Annotated in this window: 23 protein-coding genes and 1 other RNA gene; 13 read left to right on the forward strand and 11 right to left on the reverse strand. The window is 66.5% G+C overall.

Features of this window, described 5'->3' with window-relative positions; genetic code table 11:
- The first annotated feature begins 66 nt into the window (after positions 1–66).
- Positions 67–549: an SsrA-binding protein SmpB gene (smpB, locus tag D3260_RS11000; protein WP_120098643.1), complete on the forward strand. Its 483-nt coding sequence runs from the start codon at positions 67–69 to the stop codon at positions 547–549.
- 178 nt (positions 550–727) lie between these two features.
- Positions 728–1,086: a transfer-messenger RNA gene (ssrA, locus tag D3260_RS11005) on the forward strand.
- Between the two features lie 168 nt (positions 1,087–1,254).
- On the opposite strand, the gene D3260_RS11010 is transcribed toward ssrA, so the two are convergent.
- From D3260_RS11010 to D3260_RS11045, 8 genes are all read right to left on the reverse strand, one after another.
- Entirely contained in the window at positions 1,255–1,797 is a 543-nt protein-coding gene (locus D3260_RS11010) for a lipocalin family protein (RefSeq protein ID WP_120098674.1), read from the reverse strand.
- A gap of 286 nt (positions 1,798–2,083) precedes the next feature.
- On the reverse strand, positions 2,084–3,574 hold the full coding sequence (locus tag D3260_RS11015) for a DUF2252 family protein (protein ID WP_120098644.1): 1,491 nt from the start codon (positions 3,572–3,574) through the stop codon (positions 2,084–2,086).
- Between the two features lie 165 nt (positions 3,575–3,739).
- Positions 3,740–4,918: a PQQ-dependent sugar dehydrogenase gene (locus tag D3260_RS11020; RefSeq protein WP_199671468.1), complete on the reverse strand. Its 1,179-nt coding sequence runs from the start codon at positions 4,916–4,918 to the stop codon at positions 3,740–3,742.
- A gap of 186 nt (positions 4,919–5,104) precedes the next feature.
- On the reverse strand, positions 5,105–5,398 hold the full coding sequence (locus D3260_RS11025) for a hypothetical protein (protein ID WP_120098646.1): 294 nt from the start codon (positions 5,396–5,398) through the stop codon (positions 5,105–5,107).
- A gap of 55 nt (positions 5,399–5,453) precedes the next feature.
- A complete protein-coding gene (locus tag D3260_RS11030) occupies positions 5,454–6,677 on the reverse strand; it encodes a PotD/PotF family extracellular solute-binding protein (RefSeq protein WP_120098647.1) in 1,224 nt (407 codons plus the stop codon).
- Positions 6,670–7,719 carry a GTP-binding protein gene (locus tag D3260_RS11035; RefSeq protein ID WP_120098648.1) on the reverse strand — a complete coding sequence of 350 codons (1,050 nt, stop codon included), beginning with the start codon at positions 7,717–7,719 and terminating at the stop codon, positions 6,670–6,672. The genes D3260_RS11030 and D3260_RS11035 overlap by 8 nt, the downstream gene beginning before the upstream one ends.
- Positions 7,716–8,018, reverse strand: coding sequence for a hypothetical protein (locus D3260_RS11040; protein ID WP_120098649.1), 303 nt, complete (start codon positions 8,016–8,018; stop codon positions 7,716–7,718). Before D3260_RS11040 ends, D3260_RS11035 begins: the two co-directional genes overlap by 4 nt.
- Before the next feature lie 53 nt (positions 8,019–8,071).
- Positions 8,072–9,112 carry a GntR family transcriptional regulator gene (locus tag D3260_RS11045; RefSeq protein WP_158583501.1) on the reverse strand — a complete coding sequence of 347 codons (1,041 nt, stop codon included), beginning with the start codon at positions 9,110–9,112 and terminating at the stop codon, positions 8,072–8,074.
- A 267-nt stretch (positions 9,113–9,379) separates the two neighbouring features.
- On the opposite strand from D3260_RS11045, the gene D3260_RS17840 reads away from it, so the two are divergent.
- The 6 genes from D3260_RS17840 to D3260_RS11070 all read left to right on the forward strand — a co-directional run bounded on the left by D3260_RS17840 (position 9,380) and on the right by D3260_RS11070 (position 14,878).
- Positions 9,380–9,541: a hypothetical protein gene (locus tag D3260_RS17840; protein WP_233544037.1), complete on the forward strand. Its 162-nt coding sequence runs from the start codon at positions 9,380–9,382 to the stop codon at positions 9,539–9,541.
- A gap of 11 nt (positions 9,542–9,552) precedes the next feature.
- Entirely contained in the window at positions 9,553–10,941 is a 1,389-nt protein-coding gene (locus D3260_RS11050) for an amidase family protein (protein ID WP_158583502.1), read from the forward strand.
- Between the two features lie 74 nt (positions 10,942–11,015).
- On the forward strand, positions 11,016–11,903 hold the full coding sequence (locus D3260_RS11055; protein WP_120098652.1) for a polysaccharide deacetylase: 888 nt from the start codon (positions 11,016–11,018) through the stop codon (positions 11,901–11,903).
- Between the two features lie 95 nt (positions 11,904–11,998).
- Positions 11,999–13,321, forward strand: a complete 1,323-nt coding sequence (locus D3260_RS11060) for an MFS transporter (protein WP_120098653.1) — start codon at positions 11,999–12,001, stop codon at positions 13,319–13,321.
- Between the two features lie 19 nt (positions 13,322–13,340).
- Positions 13,341–14,129: an SDR family NAD(P)-dependent oxidoreductase gene (locus D3260_RS11065; protein ID WP_120098654.1), complete on the forward strand. Its 789-nt coding sequence runs from the start codon at positions 13,341–13,343 to the stop codon at positions 14,127–14,129.
- A gap of 8 nt (positions 14,130–14,137) precedes the next feature.
- Positions 14,138–14,878, forward strand: coding sequence for an SDR family NAD(P)-dependent oxidoreductase (locus tag D3260_RS11070; RefSeq protein WP_199671469.1), 741 nt, complete (start codon positions 14,138–14,140; stop codon positions 14,876–14,878).
- A gap of 369 nt (positions 14,879–15,247) precedes the next feature.
- On the opposite strand, the gene D3260_RS11075 is transcribed toward D3260_RS11070, so the two are convergent.
- Positions 15,248–16,474 carry a cyclopropane-fatty-acyl-phospholipid synthase family protein gene (locus D3260_RS11075; RefSeq protein WP_120098656.1) on the reverse strand — a complete coding sequence of 409 codons (1,227 nt, stop codon included), beginning with the start codon at positions 16,472–16,474 and terminating at the stop codon, positions 15,248–15,250.
- A 181-nt stretch (positions 16,475–16,655) separates the two neighbouring features.
- Here D3260_RS11075 and D3260_RS11080 point away from each other — a divergent pair, with 181 nt between their 5' ends.
- The 4 genes from D3260_RS11080 to D3260_RS11095 all read left to right on the forward strand — a co-directional run bounded on the left by D3260_RS11080 (position 16,656) and on the right by D3260_RS11095 (position 20,289).
- Positions 16,656–17,654, forward strand: a complete 999-nt coding sequence (locus tag D3260_RS11080) for a zinc-binding alcohol dehydrogenase (RefSeq protein ID WP_120098657.1) — start codon at positions 16,656–16,658, stop codon at positions 17,652–17,654.
- Between the two features lie 321 nt (positions 17,655–17,975).
- Positions 17,976–18,374, forward strand: a complete 399-nt coding sequence (locus D3260_RS11085; protein ID WP_120098658.1) for a 6-carboxytetrahydropterin synthase — start codon at positions 17,976–17,978, stop codon at positions 18,372–18,374.
- Positions 18,371–19,432, forward strand: coding sequence for a glycosyltransferase family 4 protein (locus tag D3260_RS11090; protein WP_120098659.1), 1,062 nt, complete (start codon positions 18,371–18,373; stop codon positions 19,430–19,432). The genes D3260_RS11085 and D3260_RS11090 overlap by 4 nt, the downstream gene beginning before the upstream one ends.
- Positions 19,429–20,289, forward strand: coding sequence for a class I SAM-dependent methyltransferase (locus tag D3260_RS11095; protein ID WP_120098660.1), 861 nt, complete (start codon positions 19,429–19,431; stop codon positions 20,287–20,289). The genes D3260_RS11090 and D3260_RS11095 overlap by 4 nt, the downstream gene beginning before the upstream one ends.
- Here D3260_RS11095 and D3260_RS11100 read toward each other — a convergent pair.
- Positions 20,253–21,083: a RibD family protein gene (locus D3260_RS11100; RefSeq protein ID WP_233544038.1), complete on the reverse strand. Its 831-nt coding sequence runs from the start codon at positions 21,081–21,083 to the stop codon at positions 20,253–20,255. The two genes, D3260_RS11095 and D3260_RS11100, sit on opposite strands and share 37 nt — an antisense overlap.
- 97 nt (positions 21,084–21,180) lie before the next feature.
- Here D3260_RS11100 and D3260_RS11105 point away from each other — a divergent pair, with 97 nt between their 5' ends.
- A complete protein-coding gene (locus tag D3260_RS11105; RefSeq protein WP_120098676.1) occupies positions 21,181–22,293 on the forward strand; it encodes a GTP cyclohydrolase II in 1,113 nt (370 codons plus the stop codon).
- 83 nt (positions 22,294–22,376) lie between these two features.
- Here D3260_RS11105 and D3260_RS11110 read toward each other — a convergent pair.
- Positions 22,377–22,878: creatininase family protein (locus D3260_RS11110; protein WP_147418178.1), on the reverse strand; the 502-nt coding region annotated here is incomplete at its 5' end.

Genomic DNA, 22,878 nt, shown 5'->3' on the forward strand with positions numbered 1-22,878 from the left:
ATGGGCGTCCACGGCGATCCCAAAACAGCCCTCGCATGCCTTGCCTTCGACGCTATACTAGCGTCCATGAGCAAAGCCAAAGACAAAAAGACCGGCGGCGGATCGACCATTGCGCTCAATCGCCGCGCGCGTCATGACTACTTCCTCGAAGACAAGATGGAGGCCGGCCTGGTGCTCGAAGGCTGGGAGGTGAAATCCCTGCGCGCCGGCAAGGGCCGCATCGCGGAGGCCTACGTACTGATCAAAGACCGGGAGGCCTTCCTACTCGGCAGCCATATCCAGCCTCTGGAGTCGGCGTCCACGCATGTGATCGCCGACGCCACCCGTACGCGCAAGCTCCTGCTTCACGAGCGCGAACTGGCCACGCTGGTCGGCGCAACCGAGCAGAAGGGCTATACCGTCGTGCCGACGGCCATGTACTGGAGCCGCGGCAAGGCCAAGCTCGAGATCGCCCTGGCCAAGGGCAAGGCCAAGCACGACAAGCGCGAAACCAAGAAACAACAGGACTGGCAGCGCCGCAAGGCCCAGATCATGCGTAGCGACGGCTGAGACGGCGCGCCGAAATCCCACGCAGGCCGCCGGTCGGTGCTCGCGCCTTGAACGGCAGCGCCTGCGACCACAATCTCTGATCTGACAGCGATTGGCGTCCGCAACGGCACTTGCGGCGACAATGTTCTCGGACGCATCCCTTTCATGGCTGCCAGCTGTTACAATATCGACGTTCTACGGGGGCGACATGGCTTCGACGCGGATGTCAAAACCCAAGGTGCATGCCGAGGTTGCAATCTTCCTCGTTAATCCGGTTGCAACTTAAGCTAGTTGCGAACGACGACAACTACGCACTGGCGGCCTAAAACCCGCTAGCGCCCGCCCGGTAAGTGTCTGTGCTTTCGGTCACGGGTGTCATATCACACAGACTCGCGGTAAGGCCCTGCTTCGGGCTGACCCGTTAAGAGCAAACGAAGATACGCGTGTGCCTTCCCTTTTCGTCGGGTAGCACACGCCGACAACTAAAGACGAGATAAGCATGTAGATCCGAGGGTTGAGAGTCCGCGGACGCGGGTTCGATTCCCGCCGCCTCCACCAATCAAGAAAAGCCTCTGCAGTCGCAGGGGCTTTTTTTATGCCCGCTCGCAATACGATTGATTCATGCCGTGTCGCACGTGGACCGTGCTGCCGAGCGGGCTGGACCGCCCGCGCACCGCCTCGCCTGGCAGTTGATTCGGCCAGCAGGCGACGTATCGGTCGCTTGTTTCACGTCTTAATGCCGGACGCTTTGTCATCGGTCTGTCGATAGGGCGTGCAGACGCTGCCTTGTTTCGGATAGACCAGATCATCGACCGGAAAGCCGCGCTTGCGGGCCTTGTCGACCCAGGCGCGACGAGTCTCGGGATCCATCGTCGGCTGACGCGACAGCAGCCAGAGATAGTTCCGGTTCGAGCCGGCAACGAGCGCATGGCGGTATTGCGGATCGAGCGCCAGGACGTTGTATCCCGCGTAGAACGGTCCGAAAAAACTGACCTTGAAGGCGGCAATGTCCGGCCCGTCGACGAAATAGGCCTTGCCAACCGCCTGGCTGGCTTTGTCATCGGCAAGCTCGACACCGCGATTGACCACCCGCACGCCGCCCTTTGGCCGGCGGCTATAGTCGGCCGTGACGCAGTCGAGGCCGGATTCGAATCGGTGATCGAGCCGCGCGATCTCGTACCAGCGGCCGAGATACCGATCGAGTTTGAAGCCCGAAACCGGCGTGGTGCCCTCGGGGACCGATACGCAGCCGGTCACCGCGGCGCTCATGACCAGCACAAGACAGACAGCGACAGCGCGTCGACGCCACCCTCGGCCCGGGCGATGGGCCACGCTGGCCGACACCGCCGATTGTCGAAGCCCTGATTCGGCGCGGCCGGCGTTCAAATTAAACATGATATCCAGACTCTCTCTCGTCGCGTTGTCGGCAACGGGCGGGGGCGCGACGCCACAGATGCCGCGCCATGGCACAGCGCGACGACCGACTGCCTCCTGACCGGATGCCGTCGCCGTCCGCTGCCTGCTGGCTGTGTCGGATCACCAGCGCGGCGCTCTGTCACCCATGTACGAAGTCCAGGTGCTTGAAGGCGCCCCGGTCGTGATCGGCCTTGAACATCTCGTGATCACGCGCGAGTCGGTCCGCGGTTTCCAGCGCGAATTCGACCATGTCGGCGACGAACAGCTCGGTCGGCCCGATAGCCTGGACGATGGCCGGTTCGAGGTCGTAGTCGATCATACCGGACTCATCCGACAGGGCGTGCACCCGGGCCAGAACCTGGCCACAGATCCGGGCGTATCGGCGCCAGTCCTTCTTGGACAGATCGTCCAGATCGATGTCGTCGCGGAACGGGGCCCGCTCGCGCGACATGTAGCTCAATCCCTCGAATGTGACGTGGCCGTAGAACACATCGCCGCGTACGAGGTGCACTTCCTGCGCATGGCTGATCCGCTCGCCCTTGGTGTTCTTTTCATAGGCCGAGGGCGGTACCAGCCCTGCCAGCGCGGAATGGCGCGCCTGCTTGAATTCTATGATCAGATCATCGCTGCCGTCACGCTCGGGTCCTTCGATGAGCACGTAATAGCGATTCAGACCGAGCGAGGCGGTGCCCTGCCCACGGCGCAGTGCCACATCCTTGACGCGCATGCCCTTGGCACGCGCCGGCACCTCGATTTCGTTGGTGCGTACCCATTGTTCGATCAACGTCTGGAATTCGCTGCGTCGCGACGATATCGGCACCAGCTCTTCGTTGGAACGAAAACCGGACCGATCCTCGTTGAGATAGTCTGCGTCGAGCCACGAGGCACGGCTCTCCTCGGCGGATTCGAACAGTTGCCGGATCAGTTTGGGCGCGTTGTCATAGCGCATCTCTTCGTTCTGCTCGGTGCCATCGCGGGCCAGCCGTTGCATGTCCTCGACGTAGCCACGCACGAAATGACGCACGATCTTGGCCTGCTGCTTGCGGTCGAGTTCGCCCTCCTCGGCCGCGGCCAGCACGAAACCGGTCGCCCCACGCTTGATGTCCCAGGTGAATGGCGCGTAGTACGCCTCGTCGAAATCGTTGACCGAAAAGATGGGCACGTTGTTGACGTTCGGCATCACGCCGAAGTTTTCCGGATGCACATCCCCCAGGGCGAGCACGGTCGGCATCCAGGCATCGTCGCCGGCCATGTCGCGGTAGAACAGAAACGCGGTCCCGCGGAAAAAGGCAAAACGCGAAGCCGCTAGGGCGTCGAATTTTCGATCCGTGTCCTCGGCCGAAGCCGCGATACGGTTGACGTGGTCCTCGCGCAGGCACTGGCGAATATGCTGGCGTCGGTCATAACCGGCCAGCGCTCTGGGGCGCAGGACGAATTCGCCCGCTGCGACAGTTTCGGCCAGATGCCGAAACGCATCGACACGCGAGGCCACGCGCAGCGATTCCTCTGCGGTCTGTCCGTCGATGGCCTCGACCAGTTCAGCCTTGCTCATGCCGGAGCGGCCGGCGATATCAAGCGCCTGTGCGCGTTCGTAGAGTTCTTCGCGGGTCAGATCAGCAGTGGCGGTCATGCATGTCGTCCGTGGTGGATTCGCGGGCGCGAATCCGAAAGTCGTTGCCCCGACTATGCACGACCCGGGCCACCGACGTCCGCCCGCGGCGTCGCCGGGCGCGCCTCGCACCGCCCGGACCGGCGCTTTACATCGCTGCGGGCGACCTCGGCAGTGCCCTGATTGTCAGCTCGATGCCGGCGTGAGCCGCAGCAGTCGGCCGTCGTTGTCCTCGAGCACCCAGATCGCGCCATCATCGGCCACTTCAACCTCGCGCACGCGCCGGTCCCAGCTGTAGCGTTCCGCCTCGTGCACATTGTCTTTGCCCATGGCCACGCGGACCAGGGCCTTCGAGCTCAATCCGCCAAGTAACGCATTGCCCTGCCAGCCGTCGAAACGCTGACCGTCATAGAACGTGAGCCCGGCCGGCGAGATCGCCGGCACCCAGGCCACGGCCGGCGCGTGATAGGACGGCGCCGTCGCGTGATCGGGAATCGCGCGGCCGTCGTAATGATCGCCCTCGGAGACCTCGGGCCAGCCATAATTGGCACCGGGCTCGATGCGATTGAGCTCGTCGCCGTGACGCGGGCCCATTTCCTGCGCCCACAGATGGCCGGTCTCGTCGAAGGCAATGCCGAGCAGATTGCGATGGCCGATGGACCAGAACTGGGCCGCCAGACCGCCGCGCTCGGCAAACGGGTTGTCGCTCGGCACGCGCCCGTCGCGATGCAGGCGAATGATCTTGCCGAGATTGCTGTCCATGGCCTGCGCGGGCGACTGCTTCTGTCGCTCGCCGGAGGTGATGAACAGATAACCGGCCTGTGGCGTGCCGGCGGGCCCGATAGCCAGCCGATGTGAGTAATGACCGGTTCCGGTCACGAACGGCTGCTGCTGCCAGAGCCGCGTGATTTCGGTCAGACGCGGTGCCTCGGGCGGACCGGCCAGCGTGGCGCGCGCCACCGCTGCACCCCGCGTCTGCCCGTTGTCATTGCTGGTCGCATAGGACAGATACACGCGCCGATTGGATTGAAAGTCCGGGTCGGCGATCACATCGCCCAGCCCACCCTGGCCGCCATAGGCCACCTCGGGCACGCCCGAGACCTCGGTGCGGCGACCGTCGGGTCGGACATGCCACAGGCGACCGGCCTGCTCGGTGACGAGCATGGTGCGATCCGGCAGCATCGTCATCGCCCAGGGCTTGTCGAAGCGCGCCACGCCCTCGGCGCGCAGACGCGTGCCGCGATCGCCCTCGACAATGAAGGTTTCGGCCGCCGCGGCGGCGCTGGCGCAGAGTGCGAGCGTCAACAGGCCGAGACAGGACATACGGCGCTGCAGACGGGATCGAAAACGCATTCGGCGAGACATCACGAGCCTCCTCGGCCGGTGCGACGGGCGGGTCGGCGGATACGGCCGTCGTGTCTGCCCTGCCCGTCGATGGCACCGGCGATGGAAAACAGACAACAACCGACGGCTCGTTTGTCTTAGCACGTCGATATCACAAGCGGCGAACATCGCACGCCGTTCGCACATGGCGACTGCCGCGCCGTCTCGTCAGGCCCGGATCAGCCCCAACCACGCCAGCCCCACCACGAGACAGGCCATCGGCACCACGCCGTAGGCGATGACATCCGATCGCCGACGGCGCCTGTCCCGGCGAAGGCCGCTGTAAGCGACGCACAGGTTGAGCACGACGCCGCCGAGGCCAATCCAGAAACCCGGCGCGGCGATCCCCGCCGCCATGAAACTGACGTTCGCGAGCCCCGGACCGAGCAGCCCGCCCAACCAGCTGAATAACGCACCCTGGGCGTTGAGCAACGCCGTATAGCCTCGGCCAATGTGCCTCATGCCGTCGACGGGCCGGATTGATTGGTCCGGCCGAAGCCCCGCGTCTGCGGCATGCTCACGCGCCCACCATCTGATGCCAGCGGCGCACCAGGTAGTTGTGTTCATCCATGACCGAGTTCCAGACCGCGATCCGGCTCATCCGCGCATGATAATCGCCGCCGTCGCGCACTTCGCCCCGACGGATCAGCCCGGGTTCGCCGCGCGGCCCCGGCAAATCCCGGGCTGCCGGGCGCCCCTGATACCAGTAGCCCCATTCGGCATCGGACAGATGCTCGCGACTACGCGCCGGATTGGCGATGTAATACCCTTGACGGGCCATGATCGCCCCGGGCCAGCCCGACAGCCACCAGTTCATGTAATCGTAGGCGGCATCGAGCGTGCGCCCGGTGACATGCCGTGCGATGGACATGCCGCCGTACCAGGCCCGGTAGCCTTCCTCCGGCGCGGCGAGACGAATCGGCGCCCCCAGCCGCCGTAGTTCGGCGAGCGCCGGCGACCACAGGCTACCGATCGCGATATCGCCGGCCGCCATGCCGTGCGTGACCTCGGCGTCGCCGTCCCAGAAGGCAGAGAAACAGCGTTTCTTCTTCAGCGCGACAAGCCGTTCCATCAGGCCATCGATTTCGGCGACCGTGAGATTGCCGATATCCTGCGGGTGCCAGTCGTCGCTCGCACGTATCGCGAGTGCAGCATCCAGCGCACCGATGGCCCCATCGTTCTGGATGCTGATGCGTCCGCTCCAGCTCGGATCGACGAGCCAGGCCCAGCTCTCGCGCCGGTCGGCCAGTGTCGACGGCAGCATGTCGGTGCGATAGCCGAAACTGTCGGCATTGTGGCAGACGGGCAGCATCGTCAGCCGCTCGCTCGGGCGAGAGCCGAACGTGCCGTCGGGCTGGACATACAATCGATCGACCGGGTTGCAGCCGGCGCCGAGGGCAGCGTGCGGCACCAGCCGGCCGGTCTTGGGCAGTGCGTTGACTTCCGGCCAGTACCGAATGCGCTGGGCGTCGATCGGCTGCATCACCGCTGCCGGCCAGACGAAGTCCACGTTGTGGAACCACTGATCGTAGATATCGAATGTCTCGGGCGAGAGCACGCCAACACGCTGGGCCGCCACACCGTCGAGCACCTCGAAGCGCAGATCGATGCCCAGATCGCGCCGCGCCTGATCGCGGATGCAATCGAGCAGCGTCACCGAAGTCCCGAGCACGCGCAGCGTCACCCGGGCGCGATTGACGTAGGGTGGTGTCCGGCCGCCGGCCGTCGTTGACTCAGACATGCGATATCACCGGCGCGGGATAGGCGCTCACGCGCTTCATGAAGCCATCGAGCGAGGCCACGATCCGGTCCCCGGCAATCCCACGCGTGATGAACACCAGCTCGGACCGGTCGTCGTCGCACGGCCAGTCACGGACGTGCTCGGGTGGATGGATCGTGTGCTGAACGCCGTGGACGATGACCGGATCGCGCCCGCCGCGGACCTGAAGCACGCCCTTGACCCGCAGGATCCGTTGTCCGTGGCGGTTCAGCAACATCGACAGCCAGACACCGAGGCAGGTCCAGTCGACCTCCCCCGCCAGACGAAGCCGGAACGACGAGACGGTATCCGGATGCGCGCTCTCGCGCACCGCTGGCGTGCCCACCGGCCGCAAACCGAGCCAGCGGCGTGTCTCCGCCGCGCCCCAGCGGGCGACGTGCGGGCCCTGCCGGAACAGCGCCGTCGTCGGCTGGGCGATTGCGTCCGGACCGAGAATCTCGGCGGTAGGATTGATCGTGGTCAGCCGGTCACGGAGCGTATCGACACGATCGGTGTCCGCCAGATCCGTCTTGCTGATGATCAGCTTGTCGGCTGCGGCAACCTGATCCGCCCAGACGGTGTACGCGGTTTCGCTGTCGCCGGCATGGATCGCATCGACCACGGTCAGGTTGATCCCGGGACGCAGATGATGGCGCAGCATCGGGTCGGCCGTGATCGTCGAGGCGATGGGCCCCGGGTCGGCCAGCCCGGTGGTCTCGAGGATCACGCGCTTGAAGCATGGAATCCGCCCGTCGGCGCGCAGCTCCAGCAGCCGCGCCAGGGCCTCGGACAATTCCTGGCGTATCGTGCAGCACACGCAACCGCTGCTCAGCAGTACAGCATCTTCGGCGATTTCGCCGAGCAGGAGATCGTCGATGCCGACATCGCCGAACTCGTTGATGAGCACCGCACTTTCGCCGAACGCCTCGCTGGCCAGCACGCGCTTGAGCAGCGATGTCTTGCCGGCGCCGAGAAATCCCGACACCACATTGACCGGTATGAGGGACGCATCCGTTGCCGTCATGTGCCCAGACCGTCGAGAAATTCGGGATCCAGCGGGTCGAGCGACGCGCCGGTCATCGTCTCGGCCTGCTGCCAGATGCCGCCCAGGTCGTCGACGATCGCCCGCTTGCCGGTGGCACCGGCCAGCACGTAGCGGCTCGACTGGAAATCGGTGAGCGTCAGGCGAGGCGCGCGCAGCACGGTATTGATCAGCCCGATGCGGTAGGCCCGCTGGCGCCGACGCACGTCGGCCTGCTCGGCCACCGACAGATGCGCCGTCCAGTGATCTTCACCGCCGAGCGCGCCACAGAGTCCGCACATTCATTCCTCCTCGATTGACGTGCCGCTCGAAGACGGCAGCACGATGTGGTTGTTCAGCAGGTGCGCACGAGATACGACGGCAACGCCGGTTCGGTGAAGACCGAGAGGACTTTCAGGCGCCGCCGGGTCCGGGCCGCGGCGGCGTCCAGATGCGCGAGCAGGCTTGATGCCGCCGCATCGTAGGCGCCGTAGAGCAGATGATCGATGACCAGTTTGTGCTCGACGAAGAACGGCTCGTCGCAGGTCACACCGAGCGTGTCGAAGAATATGCGATTGACCACGCGCGGCAGCTGGCTGCGGGCCATCATGTTCGCGGCCTTGCGATTGGCGTAGCAGGACAGATAGTGCGCGTGCAGCTCGCGTTCGAGCCCGGTGAGAATCGTCGCATCGACCGGGACATCGCCGGCGATGAGTTGGGCCAGGCGTTGCTGGACCGGGCGTAGCGTCTCGCGCGGGATCGCCGGTGCGGCGGCTCGAAGCGCCGGCGGCTCCATGAGCCGCAGAATCTCGTAATCGTCGGCCACCGCTTTCGCGGTCAGCGGCCCGGCCAGCCAGTGGGACTGACCGTCCTTTTCGATCAGCCCCTGATGCGACAAGCGCGCCAGCATTTCCCGGGCGACCGTGCGGCTGACCCCGAAATGCTGGCTCAGCGACAGCTCGACCACGCGGAACTGGCCGAAGGCGATGGATGTCGAGACCGCGTGCTCGACCTCGGCATAGATCCGCTCCGCGGTCGGGCGGGTATCGACGACCGGCGCCCCGTCGGCGGCCAGGCCGAGTCGGGCCGCCGTCAACGTCTCGCGACGCGGCGGCACGTGCGCCGGGCGATCGGTCGCCAGAAAGCCGCGGCCGTCGAAACGGCTGATCAAGCCGTCGCGATGCAACTGCTCGAAGGCTTTTCGCACCGGACCGCGGCTGGTGCCAAAAATGCGCGCTACCGGCCCTTCGAGCAACACCAGCCCCGGGCTGACGCGGCCTTCGCGCAGCGCCCGGCCCAGCGCATCGTAGATCGCCTGGTAACGCAGCGGCCGCCCGGCCGCGCGTGCAGATTCCTGAACGGATTTCGACGACAGAAGCAGCGCTCCGTGGGTCACGCGTGAATCGCCTGCGCATGCTAACCCGTGTCGGCCGTGGGCGCGCGCCCACGGCCGGTTGGCGAGGCAGATACCAAGACCGGCTCTTGAATTTTCCAGGGCCCGGGCAGCGGCCGCCACGCCATACCGTCAGCGCGGCCGCCACGTACGGAGCCGTCGATCGCGATCGGCCCGAGACCGGGTCGGGCACACCGACGACGACAAGCCGGCGCATTAATGGCGTTCGTCGACATTGTCATCAAGCGTTTCACCAATTGCGACTAACCGATGATCAATATCGGTCTTTTTCAGGCATTTATAAAGCTATTTAGACCAAAGTCGCACGGCGGCGTCGTCGCTTTTGGTTGCGCCAATATGATTTTTGTCGACAAGATGCATAAACGAAGCCAGTGCTTCCGGCCGGCCGATCGCCGCGCCGCATCGATATGACGAGGGCCTGCATGACCGACGAGCACCGCACGACACAGGGCGCCCTGAGCCAGGGCCAGGCGCTGGCTCAGAGCGCACTCGATCCTGCCGCACTCGTCGAGCGATGCCTGACTGCCGCGACCACTCGCCCGACCGTCTTCACACAGCTGACGCCCGAGCGGGCCCGTCGCGAAGCCGAGGCGTCCGCCCGACGGCATCGGGCCGGCTACCCGGTCGGACCGCTGGATGGCGTGCCCATCGTCTGCAAGGACATCTTCGATATGGCCGGCACGTCGACCACCGCCGGCAGCCGCTGTCGACTCGATCGGGTCGCCGAACGTGACGCACCGGCCATGCGTCACGCCAGCGCGGCCGGCCTGGTCTGTATCGGCAAGACCAACCTCAGCGAACTGGCCTATTCCGGCCTCGGGCTGAATCCGCACTACGGCACGCCGCACCACACGCCCGGCGACGGGCCAGCCCGCGCGCCGGGCGGTTCCAGTTCCGGCACGGCCGTGGCGATCGCGCAGGGGCTCGTGACGGCGGGCCTGGGCACCGATACCGCCGGCTCATTGCGTATTCCGGCGGCTTTCAACGGATTGGCTGCGTATCGCCCGACCCAGGCACGTCATTCACGCGACGGCGTCGTGCCGCTGGCGCGCAGTACCGATACGGTCGGTGTGATCGCCAATGATCTGTCGGGCTGTCTGGCCGTCGATGCCGCGATCGCCGGCGAAACCGTGCCCGAAGACCTCGGCCCCGCGACGCCGGACACGGCCGCGCCCCTCATCCTCGAGACCGGCCTGCTCGAGGATGCACACCTCGCCCCGGCGATCCGAACCCATCTGCTGGCCGCATGCGAACGACTGCGCGCCGCCGGCTTTTCGATCATCGAACGCCGCGTGACGTCGATCCACGATGTGCTGGCTGCCATCCGGCAATACGGCTGGATCGGTGCCGCCGAGGCCTACACCGAACACCAGGCCCTGCTGGCATCCGCGCAGGCTGGCGAACTGGACCCGCGCGTTGCGCGCCGGCTCGGCGAAGCGGCGACGATCCGTCCGGAACAGATCGTCACGCTCTATCGGTTGCGCCGCGAACTGGCACGTGCCCATGCCGCGGAAACCGCGGGTGCCGTGGTCATCTCGCCCACGGTGGCGGATGTCGCGCCCCTGCTCGGCCCGCTCGAGGCCGACGACGAACACTTCGCCGCGGTCAACCGCGAGATCCTGCGCCTGACCATGGTCGCAAGTTTTCTGGATGCCCCGGCCGTTGCCCTGCCGAGCGGCACCGACAACGCCGGCCAGCACACCAGCCTGCAGCTGAGTAGCGCCACCGGGACCGATCCAACGCTGCTGCGCACCGCACGCGCGGTCGATGCGGCACTGACCGACAGCCGGGCGGACAACCGCGTCTTCTGACGCGGCATCGCTCGATTCTCGCCTCATCCAACCCGACGGCCGGTTACCGGTCGCGACCCTCGAAGGAGAGCCCCATGGCCCAAAAGGAAATCCTCTGCGCGTTCGGCGTCGATGTCGATGCCGTTGCCGGCTGGCTCGGCTCGTATGGCGGCGAAGATTCCCCCGACGATATCTCGCGCGGGCTGTTCGCCGGCGAAGTCGGCACGCCGCGTCTGCTCAATCTGTTCAAGCGATACAACCTCGACACGACCTGGTTCATTCCGGGCCACAGCATCGAGACCTTCCCGGACCAGATGAAGGCCGTGGCCGAAGCCGGCCACGAGATCGGCGTGCACGGCTACAGTCACGAAAACCCGATTGCGATGAGCCGTGAACAGGAACGCGACGTCCTGGATTACAGCATCGAGCTGGTCAGCGGGCTCAGCGGCAAGCGGCCGACCGGCTATGTCGCGCCGTGGTGGGAATTCAGCCCGATCACCAACGAACTGTTGCTGGAACGCGGCATCAAGTACGACCACAGCCTGATGCACGACGATTTTCATCCCTACTACGTCCGCGTGGGCGATGAATGGACGAAGATCGACTATTCCAAATCCGCTCGCGAGTGGATGAAGCCGCTCACGCGCGGCCAGGAGACCGATCTGATCGAGATCCCGGCCAACTGGTATCTCGACGATCTGCCGCCGATGCTGTTCATCAAGAACGCCCCGAACAGCCACGGCTTCGTGAATCCGCGTCATCTGGGCGAGATGTGGCAGGACCAGTTCGACTGGGTCTATCGCGAGAACGACTACGCGGTGTTCACGATCACCATCCATCCGGATGTCTCCGGCCGGCCTCAGGTGTTGATGATGCTCGAACGTCTGATCGAGCACATGCTCGGCCACGACGGCGTTCGGTTCTGCACGTTCGACGACATCGCCGACGACTTCGCCCGCCGCCGACCGCGCAACGCCGGCTAGCAGGCGCCTCGCCGAGGGGCGTCGTCGCCGCCACCGGCTGCGACGCCTGTCAGCCCCCCGCCGACGCATCACAACGACAACGGAAGACGATACCCATGACGGATCTGCATCGGCCATCGGACGCCGCCGGCCCCGAACCCTGGAACGTCAAACTGAGCAACCGACGCGTGGCCTATGTCGCGCTGGTGTGCTTCATCGCCTGGGTCGCCTCGATCTACGACTACACCCTGTTCGGTACCCTGTTGCCGGTCATCGCCAAGGATTTCGGCTGGAGCCCGGCCGAAGCGACGGCGGTCAATACCTGGGCCACGGTCGGTGTGTTCATCGTCTCGTTGCTCGTCGGCACGATCCTCGACCGGCTCGGGCGCAAGAAAGCCCTTATCCTGCTGGTCATCGGCGGCGCCCTGAGCTCCGGCTTTTCGGGGCTGGCCGTGGGCGCGGCGAGCATGATCATCATCCGCGGCTTCTCCGGCTTCGCGGTGTCCGAGGAAGTCGTCAACGCGGTCTATCTCAACGAGATCTTCAAGAAGACGAAGGGTCGCGGCTTTCTCTACAGCCTGGTACAGAGTGGCTGGCCGGTCGGTGCCCTGCTGGCCTCCGGCATGGTCGCCCTGCTGCTGCCCAGCATCGGCTGGCGCGGTAGTTTCGTGGTGGCTGCCGCGGCCTCGCTCATCGTGCTGGTGCTGGCGATCTGGCTGCCCGAGTCGCCGGTCTTCGCCGCGATGCGGGAAGTCGAGCGCCGCCGCGAGCGGGGCGATCACGAAGGCGCGGCCGCCCTGGCGCGCGAACACGATATCGAAACCGCGCCGGGCGCCGGCAGCGGGCTCAAGGGCGTGTTCGGACCGGAACTGCGGATGCACACGATTTCGCTGTCTCTGGTCTGGCTGTTCAGCTGGATGGCGATTCAGGTCTTTTCGGTGCTCGGCACGACCGTGCTCGTCGAAGCTAAGGGCATCACCTTCGAGGATTCCCTCAACGTTCTGATTCTGGCCAACGCGGTCGGCTTCGTCGGCTACCTGACGCACGGCTGGATCGGCGATCGCTTCGGGCGACGCAATACGGTACTCGGGGGGTTCGTGCTCGGCGGCATCGCCAGCATCGTCATGCTGCTCGGACCGCCGATCCCGATGTTCGGCTATGTGGCCTACGCAACGACGCTGTTCTTCCTGCTCGGGCCGTTCGCCGCGATCCTGTTCTACATGGGCGAATCCTTTCCGCCGCACGTACGCGGGACCGGTGCCAATGTGGCCCACGTGATGGCACCGCTGGGCGCGATCGTCGGTTCCGGGCTGATCTCCGTGCTGCTGGCATTCGATGTCCCCATGACCTGGAGCGCGATTCTCGCCGGCTCGGTACCCCTGCTGGCCAGCGGCCTGCTGATGCTCGGCACACGCAAGATCGATCAAAACCATCACTGACCGACATAGAGGTTCGGATATGTCTACTCTCGTTCGAGACGACGGGCTGGCCGACAAGGTCGCCCTGATCTCCGGCGCGGCCAGCGGGATCGGCCAGGCCCTGGCCGTCGCTTACGCGCGCGCCGGCGCCCACGTCGTCGCCGGCTATTATCCCGACGATCCGCACGATATCGCGGAAACCGTGGCCGCCGTCGAGACGGCGGGCGGGCGCTGTGTCACCCGTGCCCTCGACGTGCGCGATACGGCCGCCTGCGAGGCCATCGCCGACGAGGCCATCGCCGTGTTCGGGCGACTCGATATCGTCGTCGCCAGTGCCGGTATTCTGCGCCAGTCCTCGATCGAGGCCATGCGCGACGAGCACTGGGACGACATGCTCTCCGTCGACCTCGGTGGCGTCATGCGTCTCATGCGAGCCGGGGCACGCGTGATGACCCAGCCCGGCGCGATGGTGGCTGTCTCCTCGATCGCCGGCGGCGTCTACGGCTGGGACAATCACGCCCATTACGCCGCGGCCAAGAGCGGATTGATGGGGTTGGTACGGTCGTTGGCCGTCGAACTCGCGCCGCGTGGCATCCGTGTGAACACGGTCGTCCCCGGCCTGATCGAGACGCCGCAATCCAGGGACCCGGTGAACTCGCTCGGCCCGGACGGATTGGCCAGTGCGGCCGGCAACATCCCGCTCGGCCGGGTCGGCAGTGCCGAGGAGGTCGCCCGCGTCATACAGTTTCTCACCGATGACAATGCAGCCTATGTCACCGGGCAGGAATTCGTCGTCGACGGCGGCCTGACCGTCAAATGGCCGAGCTAGGAGGCCCCGTGTCATCGAAACTGGAACACAAGATCGCGCTCGTTGTCGGCGGCGCCAGCGGCATCGGCCGTGCGACGGCCGAGTTGTTTCACGAGCACGGTGCGTTCGTCATCGTTGCAGACCGGGACGAGGCCGGATGCCGCGCGGTCGCCGAGACGCTGGGCCCCCGCGCCCAGGCCCGAGCGCTGGACGTCACATCGGAAGACAACGTGCAGGCGGTGGTCGAGGCCACCATCCAGGCACACGGCCGCATCGACATCCTGGTCAATAGCGCCGGCATACTCACGCAATCGACGCTGGTGGACATGCCGACCGCGACCTTCGACGGGATGATCGAGGTCAATCTGCGCGGGACGTTTCTGACCTGTCGCCACGTCGCCCCCCACATGGTTGCCCGACAGTCCGGGCGCATCATCAACGTCGCCTCGCAGCTGGCACAGAAAGGCGGCGTGGGCCTGTCGCACTACAGCGCGGCGAAAGCCGGCATCATCGGTTTCACGAAATCCATCGCGCGCGAGCTGGCCGTGAACAATGTCCTGGCCAATGCGATTGCGCCAGGGCCGATCATGACGACGATGCTCTCCGGCCTGAGCGATGCGTGGGTGGCCGACAAACAGGCCGAACTGCCACTGGGACGCTTCGGCGAAGCCCGGGAAGTCGCGCCTTCGGCCCTCATGCTGGCCGCCTCGCCCGACGGCGATCTCTACGTCGGCCAGACGCTCGGCCCGAACAGCGGCGACGTCATGTAGCACGCAAGGGGCTGTTGCGGTTTCGCTCGAGCGCCTTTTCGTCGAGCGACCACAGGGTGTTCGGCAAGGCGCGAGTCGCCGATCGTGGCGTGCCACGATCCAGACTCGCAACGCCGCGGGGCGCCCATCGTCGATTTTTCATGGGCGGCCCAACCCGAAGAGACAAGTGCCCCGAAGTCAAAAACACGACGGCAATACAGCGTTGTAGCCCGCTGGCGCAGAATGGCTGCACGGCGCCTGCGACGCCTCGTCTTGCCGTCTATCGTCGATTTCAGGGCGCGCTTGGCGCGGACTCGAACGAAACATCAACAGGCCCTGAGACCGGAGGCCGCGCCCGACGCACGGTAGGCCGTGCGTCGGGCGCCGAGCTTATCCAGCCTGTTCGATCGAGGCCGCCGGCGAGGCGGCTTCGTCGCTGTCGCGATAGAGATATTCACGGCTCAACGGCACCACATCGTTGGCATGGGCAAGCTGGACGTGATAGACGACCAGATCGCCGTAGCGGAAGATCGCTTCGCAGCCCAGAAGATAGAATTCCCACATCCGGCAGAACTTTTCGCCCAGCCGATCGCGGAAGATCTGACGCTGTTGCTGAAATCGCTCGTTCCAGGCGGCGAGCGTGCGCGCGTAGTGAACGCGCCACACCTCGAGATCGGACAGATCCATTCCGGTGTTCTCGACACAGGGGGCGATGTCCGACAGCGAGGGAATATAACCGCCCGGGAAGATGTATTTCGTGATCCAGTTCCGGTTGTCGGTCGGCGGCGCGCCGTTGCGGGCGATGGTATGGATGAGGCTGCGACCGTCGGGCTTGAGCAGACGCGCGACCTGATCGAAGAACGTCTGGTATTGCGGCCGGCCCACATGTTCGAACATGCCAACGGACACGATCGCGTCGTAGGCCCCTTCGTGTTCGCGGTAATCCTGCTTGAGAAAGGTCACACGTTGGGTCAGCCCGAGAGCCTGCGCTTTCTTCCGGGCGTGCGCATACTGGTCGTTGGACAGCGTCAGACCCACGACCTCCACGTCGTAATGTCGCGCCAGATACAGCGCCATGCCACCCCAGCCACAGCCGATGTCGAGCACCTTGTCGCCGGGCTTGAGCAACAGCTTGCGGGCGATATGCGCCAGCTTGGCGCGCTGTGCCTCGTCGAGCGTCATGTCCTCCCGCGCGAAGTACGCACAGGAATACTGCATGTTCTCGTCGAGAAAATGCTGGAACAGCTCGTTGTCGATGTCGTAGTGATGCTGGACATTACGCTCGGACTTCAACCGATTGTTCATCTCCAGCAATCCCCGCAAGGCACGACGCGCCAGACGGGTCAGACGACCGCCGTCACTGAAGTTGTCGGCATTGGCGAAATACAGACGAAAAACCGCCAGCAGCCCGCCGTCGCCCGGCCACCAGTCGCCCTCCATGTAGGTCTCGCCGATCGCGATCTCCGGATCGGACATCATCCGCGTCAATACCTTGCGGCTGCGCAGATGCACATGGGCAACGGGCTCACCGCGCCCGTACTCTTGTTCGCTGCCGTCCGCGTGATGCAACACGAGCGTGCCGCGATTGATGAAACGTTCCACCAGATTGTTCGTCACGATCTTTCCCTTCGGCGCGTGCCAAACACGCCTCCCCGGCCTGAACTTTGCCTCAGAAAATACACGCCGACGCCTTGCCTGCATAGTGCATCGATCGCGCCAGCCTGTCGCGCCGACCCCTGGCCGGGCCGCTCGCAAGCTTTTATCTTGATCCTTTTCCGTCGCCCTGGACCCGAAAGCCATGTCCCAAGCCCAGGCCCGTGCACTCTGGCTCGAGCCGCCGAACGGTGCACGCATCTTCACCGAGCGATTGCCCGATCCCACACCGGACACGCTCGTGATACGGACCCTGTTCTCGGCGGTCAGCCGCGGTACAGAAACCTTAGTGTATGCCGGACAGGTGCCGCAAAGCGAGTACGCGCGCATGCGCGCGCCGTTCCAGGCCGGCGAGCTGCCCCATGCCGTCAAGCATGGCTACGCCAACGTCGGCGTGGTCGAGGCTGGCCCGGCCGGCTGGCCCGGCCGGCACGTATTCTGTCTCTATCCGCATCAGACGCGCTACGTCGTATCGGCCTCGGCCGTGGTCCCACTACCCGACGATGTGCCCGCCGCGCGTGCCGTGCTGGCCGCCAATGTCGAAACCGCTGTCAATGCGCTCTGGGACGCCGCGCCGCGCGTCGGCGATCACATCACGATCGTCGGCGGCGGCGTCATCGGTTGCCTGGTGGCCTGGCTGGCCGGGCGCATGGCCGGCACACGGGTCACGCTGGTCGATATCAATCCTGCCCGGGCCGCGGTGGCCGATGCACTCGGCGTGCAATTCGCCCCTGTCGCCGCAGCGCCGGCCGATCAGGATCTCGTCTTCCACGCCAGTGCGACCGCCGCCGGGCTCTCGACCGCGCTTGAGCTGGCTGGCGACGAGGCCGATATCATCGAGCTGAGCTGGTACGGCGCAACGCAGGTGAGCGTGCCGCTCGGCGGCGCCTTTCATGCCCGGCGACTCAGCGTGCGCGCCAGCCAGGTCGGCACGATATGCCCGCAACGCGCGGCGCGCTGGGATCATGCACGCCGGCTTTCGCTCGCCGTATCGCTGTGCGCCGATGCCCGGCTCGATGTGCTGTTTGCAATCGATGCTGCCTTCGACACGCTGCCGGCAGTCATGGCGCGTCTGTCGCGCCCGGAAGACGACACATTGTGTCAGCGCATCACCTATCCCGAGGCCTCACCCAGGGCCTGTTAACACGTCCCGCGTGCGCCGCGCCGGCGCTCATTTTTTTGCGCGATCAAGGCATCGGGCGCGTACGGCCGTCATTCTGGCGTCGCGAAAGACAACGCCGGATTGCGCAAAAAAGGACCGCCGTCCCGTCGGGTTGCCCCGGCCGGCCGCGTCAAGCAAGGCGCGGGCCGCCAAGCGTGGCCGGCACTCCGCATGCGCCAACGCCACAGGGCGGCCCGGCGTTGCAACGCCGATTGCCGGCCGCCACGATCAGTGGCGCCCGCCGCGCTATAGATCGCGATCGCGGTCCTGCGGCAGACGAGATCCAATCCAGCAGGCCTTTTTATGTACAGTGTGACGGTTCGCGATCACATGATGATCGCCCACAGTTTCTCCAGCGAGACGTTCGGCCCCGCCCAGGCGCTGCACGGCGCCACGTATGTCGTCGATGTGACGTTTTACCGTCGCGAACTCGACGTCGATGATCTCGTGGTGGATATCGGCGCCGCCGCCACCCGGCTCGGCGCGATCACCGCGGAATTCAATCTCGGCAATCTCGACGATGTACCCGAGTTCGCCGGACGCAACACAACCACGGAGTTCATGGCGCGTGTGGTCTTCGACCGCATGGCCCGGGCCATCGGCACCGGCACGCTGGGCCCAGCCGCGCAAGGCGTCGAACGGCTCGGCGTGCGACTGGCCGAATCGCACATCGCCTGGGCCGGCTACGAGGCCGATCTGTGAATCCCCTGACGCTGATCGTCGCCGGCGATCCGGATCAGGCCACCGGCGGCTACCTCTACGATGCGCGTATCGCGGCCTGTCTACGCCAGGCCGGCCGCGAGGTCTCGCTGATCGGTCTCGCAGGCGAATTTCCGCTGGCCGATGCAACCGCGCGTCGCGCCATGCGAGAGGCGCTGGCCGCCGAGCCGGACGGCCGCTGCGTGATCATCGACGGGCTGGCTCTCGGCACGCTGGGCGATATCGTGGCCGAACACGCGAACCGGTTATCGCTCGTGGCTCTTATCCATCATCCGCTGGCCGACGAAGCCGGGCTGGACGAACGCACTGCCGCCACCCTGCTCGAGGCCGAGCGACGTGCGCTGTCGCACGTCGCTCACGTGATCGTGACGAGCCCTTTCACGGCACGCCGGCTGCGCAGCGGCTACGCGGTGTCGCCCGACCGGCTCGCTGTCGTCGAACCCGGCGTCGCGCCGCCGGGGCCGGCCGAGGTCGCGCGTCTGGATCCGCCCATGCTGCTGACTGTTGCGACCCTGATCCCGCGCAAGGGCCATCGCGTTCTCGTCGAGGCGCTGGCACGCGTGGCCGATCGGGCGTGGCAATGTCGTCTGATCGGCGATACCGAGCGCGACCCCGAATGCACGCAGGCCGTGCGCGAGGCGATCTCGACACACGGGCTGGCCGATCGCATCACGATTGTCGGCGGTCAGCCGCCCGAGGCACTGGCGACCCATTATCGCCAGGCCCATGCCTTTGTCCTGCCGTCGTTCTACGAAGGCTACGGCATGGTCGTCACCGAAGCGCTGTCGTACGGCCTGCCGGTGATCACCACGACCGGCGGCGCGCTGGCCGACACACTGCCCCGCGGCGCCGGCATTGCCGTCGAGCCGGGCACGGTCACGGCACTGGCGGACGCGCTGGCGAGGGTTCTCGACGATGCCACAGCCTACCGTGCCCTGTCGGAGACTGCGGCCGAGGCCGGCGCCCGGCTGGACGACTGGCCGGCCGCGGCCGCGCGCTTTGCGGCCATCGTCGACGAAACCGTGGCCGCCGGCCGATGAACACCGACGACCGCATGGCCGGGGCCATCTTCGAGGACGAGTGGCTGTCGTTACGCGAGCCGCTCGACCACGCGAGTCGCGCACACGGGCTGGCCCGGGCCTCGGCCACCGATCTGGCCCGCCGCGGTCGCCGCGCGCCGCACGTCGTCGATCTCGGCACGGGCACCGGCTCGAACCCGCGCTATCTGGCGCGTTTTCTGCCGCCCGACACGCGCTGGCATCTCGTCGACAACGATGCCGCTCACCTCGAACGGCTCGCGGCAACGTACGGAAGCGGCGCCCGCCCCACACTGCATTGCCGGGATCTGGCCGAGCCGCTCGCACCGATCCTGGCGGCCGCCGATCTGGTCACGGCGGCCGCCCTGATCGATCTCGTCTCTGCGGCCTGGATCGACGAACTGGCCACCGCGGTCTCGGCCATCGGCGCCGCGCTGCTCGTGGCCATGAGCGTGGACGGCCATATCCGTTTCACCGGCCCCGTGGACAACGACGACGGCCCGTTGCTGGACGCACTCGCGCAACACCAGCGTCGGGACAAGGGCCTGGGGGCAGCACTCGGCACCGCAGCGCCCGCGACGCTGATCAACGCCATGGCCGCCCGTGGCCATGTGGTCACGGCCATGCCGACGAGCTGGCACATCGATGCCCGACACGAACGCCTTGCAGACATGCTGCTGGCCGGCTGGGCCGAAGCCGCGGGCCAGGCCTGGCCGGCAGACGAGACACGCTTCGCGGCCTGGGCACGAAGACGACACGCCGATATCGCCGCCGGCCGCACCCGGCTGCTCGTCGGCCATGTCGATGTCCTCGCGCTGCCGGCTCAGGCGCGACCCGGCGCGCGCAGGTCCAGATCGTAGAGCCGGTCCGCGCCGAGCGGATGATCGCGACAGGCCGGCCGCCATGCGTCGTGCAGCGTGGCGATTTCCGGCAACGCCAGGGCCGGCCGGCCGGAACCGATCAGCATCGGGGCGACGACACAGTGCACGCGATCGAGACAGCCGGCGGCCAGAAACGACGAAATCGTCAGGCCACCGCCTTCGACCAAGACCCGCGCCATGCCCCGCTCGGCCAGTACGGCCAGTACGGCGGCCGGCGCGAAGCGACCGCCGGCCTCGACCGGCACCGGAACACGATGCGCGCCGGGCGCACCCGGTGCCTCCGGACCGACGAGATGGAAGGTTTCCGGCCCGGCGCCGCTGAACAGTGTGCGGTCCCGTGCCACCCGACCGCGCGGATCGAGCACGACACGCCGCGGATGTGCCCCTGTCACATGGCGCACCGTGAGTTGCGGGTCGTCGAATTCGACCGTGCCGACGCCGACTACCACCGCATCGACCAGAGCCCGCAGCCGATGCAGATGAACACGGCTGGCCTCGCCGGTGACATAGTGCGAGTGCCCACTGGCGGTGGCGATACGGCCGTCCAGTGATTGCCCGATCTGCGCCACGACATGCGGACTACCGGCGCCGGCCACCGGCAGCAACGCCGCCAGCTGGGCGGCGCCGGCCTCGGTGAGACGCGCGTCGCACCGGCATTGCCACGTGCCGTCACCGATGATGGTCAGACCGGCGGTCTCGGCGCGCGCGACAAGACCGTGGCGCGCATCCTGGACCACGGCCCAGGCGTAGGCTTCATCGATTAGTGGCATCATATCGCCCATTCTAGACAGAGTCCGGATGCAATCGCAGCGCCGCGAGCCGGCACGCGGCGTCCTGTGCCCGGTCTCCGGCCGAACCGGAATTCGTTTCATGCAAGACGTTGAACGTGCCATCTTCGATCTGCGACGGGGCCTACCTGTGGTCGTGGACGCTCACGACGGTCGTCGCTTGGTCGCCCCGATCGAGGGTCTGTCGCCCGAACTGCTCACCGATCTGTTCAACCAGGCCGAGGACGCACCCCGGCTGTTGCTCACCAATGACCGGCTGCGTTACGTCAACCAGCGCGACCACGCGAGCGCCGCGAGCCTGGCGATCGCCGATACGGACACGCGCGAACAGATCATTGCCTGGGCCTGTGCACCGGAGGCGGCCTTGCCTGCCACTCGTCCCCTCCACGAGCTGACGGCCGCCGAGCGTGCCGGGCTGGATCTGGCACACCGCAGCCTGCTGGTGCCGGCGGCGGTCTCGATTGCCCCTGATGCCCGTTGTGCGCCTCAGCTCGAGGCCTGCGTGGCCGAGCGGCAGCTGCTCGCCGTCGCCGCGGCGGACGTCGCGCGTCATCGCGCCGAGGCCCCGGGCCTGCTGCGCCGCGTCAGCGAAGCCGATGTCCCGCTCGAGCACGCGCGCTATTCCCGGTTCGTGATCTTTCGCGAGCCGGATGGCATGCGCGAACATGTCGCGATTCTGATCGGCGCGTCCGAGGCCTGGGACGATCCGACACCGGTGCGCCTGCATTCGGCCTGCCTCACCGGCGACCTGTTCGGCAGCCTGCGCTGCGATTGCGGCCCGCAGCTTCGAGCCAGCGTACGAACCATCGCCGAACGCGGCGGCGGTGTCCTGCTCTATCTGGCACAGGAAGGCCGCGGCATCGGGCTGGCGAACAAGATGCGCGCGTATCAGATGCAGGATGACGGGCTGGACACCGTCGACGCCGACCAGGTGCTCGGCTTCGACAAGGATGAACGCGATTATGCCGTGGCGCGTGAGATGCTCGCCCAGCTCGACGTCTCGCACATCGAGCTGCTCACCAACAACCCGGCCAAGCTGGACGCCCTGGACCGCGAGCCGATCCGGGTGGCCGGCCGCAGCAGCCTCTACGGTAATCTGACCACACAGAACCGCCGCTACCTGACCACCAAGGCAGAACGCGCCGGCCACTGGCTCGATGCGCTGCTGGCCAGTCCGGACACGCCGCCCGACTGAGCGGCCCCCTGCACAGCGCACGAGACGCCTGAAATCGGGGCCATGGCCATGTACCGTCGCCGCACGCCGGCGGATGCGCTGCGTCAGACCAGTCTTGACGACTCCCGCCCCAGGCGCGACAGATCGAAACTCCCCGCTTCCGCGAGAATCCCGGCCAGGCGCGCCCCGAAGTGCGAGACGAGCCGTGTCCCGAGCGCACCGTCCCCGGCGGTGGCATTGCCGGCGACGCCCGCCGGCGTCAGATCCTCGGCTCGCCAGGCAAAGGCAGCCTCGCCCTCCGGGCCGACCACCGCCCCCTCGCGCGCCAGCGCCGCGCCGAGGCTGTCGTGGTCGGCCAGACGATCCTGGCGCACCAGATGCGGCGCCAGGTGCTGCATCATGGCGGTCTCCAGCGCCCCGCCGTGCAGGCCGTGGCGCAGCTCGTCGGCGGCCAGCGCATCGTCGGGCGGGACGAATCGAAAATAATTGGCCTTGATCACGAACAGATCGTGCGTCATGCGCAGCGCCAGCGCGGCGCTGTCGATCGCGGCCTTGTTGCCGCCGTGGCTGTTGAACACCACCAGACGCCGCAGACCCGCCCGTGCC

Source organism: Salinisphaera sp. Q1T1-3 (assembly GCF_003602005.1).
Taxonomy (GTDB): Bacteria; Pseudomonadota; Gammaproteobacteria; order Nevskiales; family Salinisphaeraceae; genus Salinisphaera.

What these genes read in the sequence shown, in the direction of transcription:
- D3260_RS11040 (WP_120098649.1), bottom strand. Translation starts at nt 8,018, where the DNA reads ATGTGCGGACTCTGTGGCGCGCTCGGCGGTGAAGATCACTGGACGGCG.
- D3260_RS11050 (WP_158583502.1), top strand. Translation starts at nt 9,553, where the DNA reads ATGACCGACGAGCACCGCACGACACAGGGCGCCCTGAGCCAGGGCCAG.
- smpB (WP_120098643.1), top strand. Translation starts at nt 67, where the DNA reads ATGAGCAAAGCCAAAGACAAAAAGACCGGCGGCGGATCGACCATTGCG.
- D3260_RS11015 (WP_120098644.1), bottom strand. Translation starts at nt 3,574, where the DNA reads ATGACCGCCACTGCTGATCTGACCCGCGAAGAACTCTACGAACGCGCA.
- D3260_RS11085 (WP_120098658.1), top strand. Translation starts at nt 17,976, where the DNA reads ATGTACAGTGTGACGGTTCGCGATCACATGATGATCGCCCACAGTTTC.
- D3260_RS11080 (WP_120098657.1), top strand. Translation starts at nt 16,656, where the DNA reads ATGTCCCAAGCCCAGGCCCGTGCACTCTGGCTCGAGCCGCCGAACGGT.
- D3260_RS11095 (WP_120098660.1), top strand. Translation starts at nt 19,429, where the DNA reads ATGAACACCGACGACCGCATGGCCGGGGCCATCTTCGAGGACGAGTGG.
- D3260_RS17840 (WP_233544037.1), top strand. Translation starts at nt 9,380, where the DNA reads ATGATCAATATCGGTCTTTTTCAGGCATTTATAAAGCTATTTAGACCA.
- D3260_RS11105 (WP_120098676.1), top strand. Translation starts at nt 21,181, where the DNA reads ATGCAAGACGTTGAACGTGCCATCTTCGATCTGCGACGGGGCCTACCT.
- D3260_RS11030 (WP_120098647.1), bottom strand. Translation starts at nt 6,677, where the DNA reads ATGTCTGAGTCAACGACGGCCGGCGGCCGGACACCACCCTACGTCAAT.
- D3260_RS11025 (WP_120098646.1), bottom strand. Translation starts at nt 5,398, where the DNA reads ATGAGGCACATTGGCCGAGGCTATACGGCGTTGCTCAACGCCCAGGGT.
- D3260_RS11020 (WP_199671468.1), bottom strand. Translation starts at nt 4,918, where the DNA reads ATGTCTCGCCGAATGCGTTTTCGATCCCGTCTGCAGCGCCGTATGTCC.
- D3260_RS11035 (WP_120098648.1), bottom strand. Translation starts at nt 7,719, where the DNA reads ATGACGGCAACGGATGCGTCCCTCATACCGGTCAATGTGGTGTCGGGA.
- D3260_RS11055 (WP_120098652.1), top strand. Translation starts at nt 11,016, where the DNA reads ATGGCCCAAAAGGAAATCCTCTGCGCGTTCGGCGTCGATGTCGATGCC.
- D3260_RS11100 (WP_233544038.1), bottom strand. Translation starts at nt 21,083, where the DNA reads ATGATGCCACTAATCGATGAAGCCTACGCCTGGGCCGTGGTCCAGGAT.
- D3260_RS11065 (WP_120098654.1), top strand. Translation starts at nt 13,341, where the DNA reads ATGTCTACTCTCGTTCGAGACGACGGGCTGGCCGACAAGGTCGCCCTG.
- D3260_RS11060 (WP_120098653.1), top strand. Translation starts at nt 11,999, where the DNA reads ATGACGGATCTGCATCGGCCATCGGACGCCGCCGGCCCCGAACCCTGG.
- D3260_RS11010 (WP_120098674.1), bottom strand. Translation starts at nt 1,797, where the DNA reads ATGAGCGCCGCGGTGACCGGCTGCGTATCGGTCCCCGAGGGCACCACG.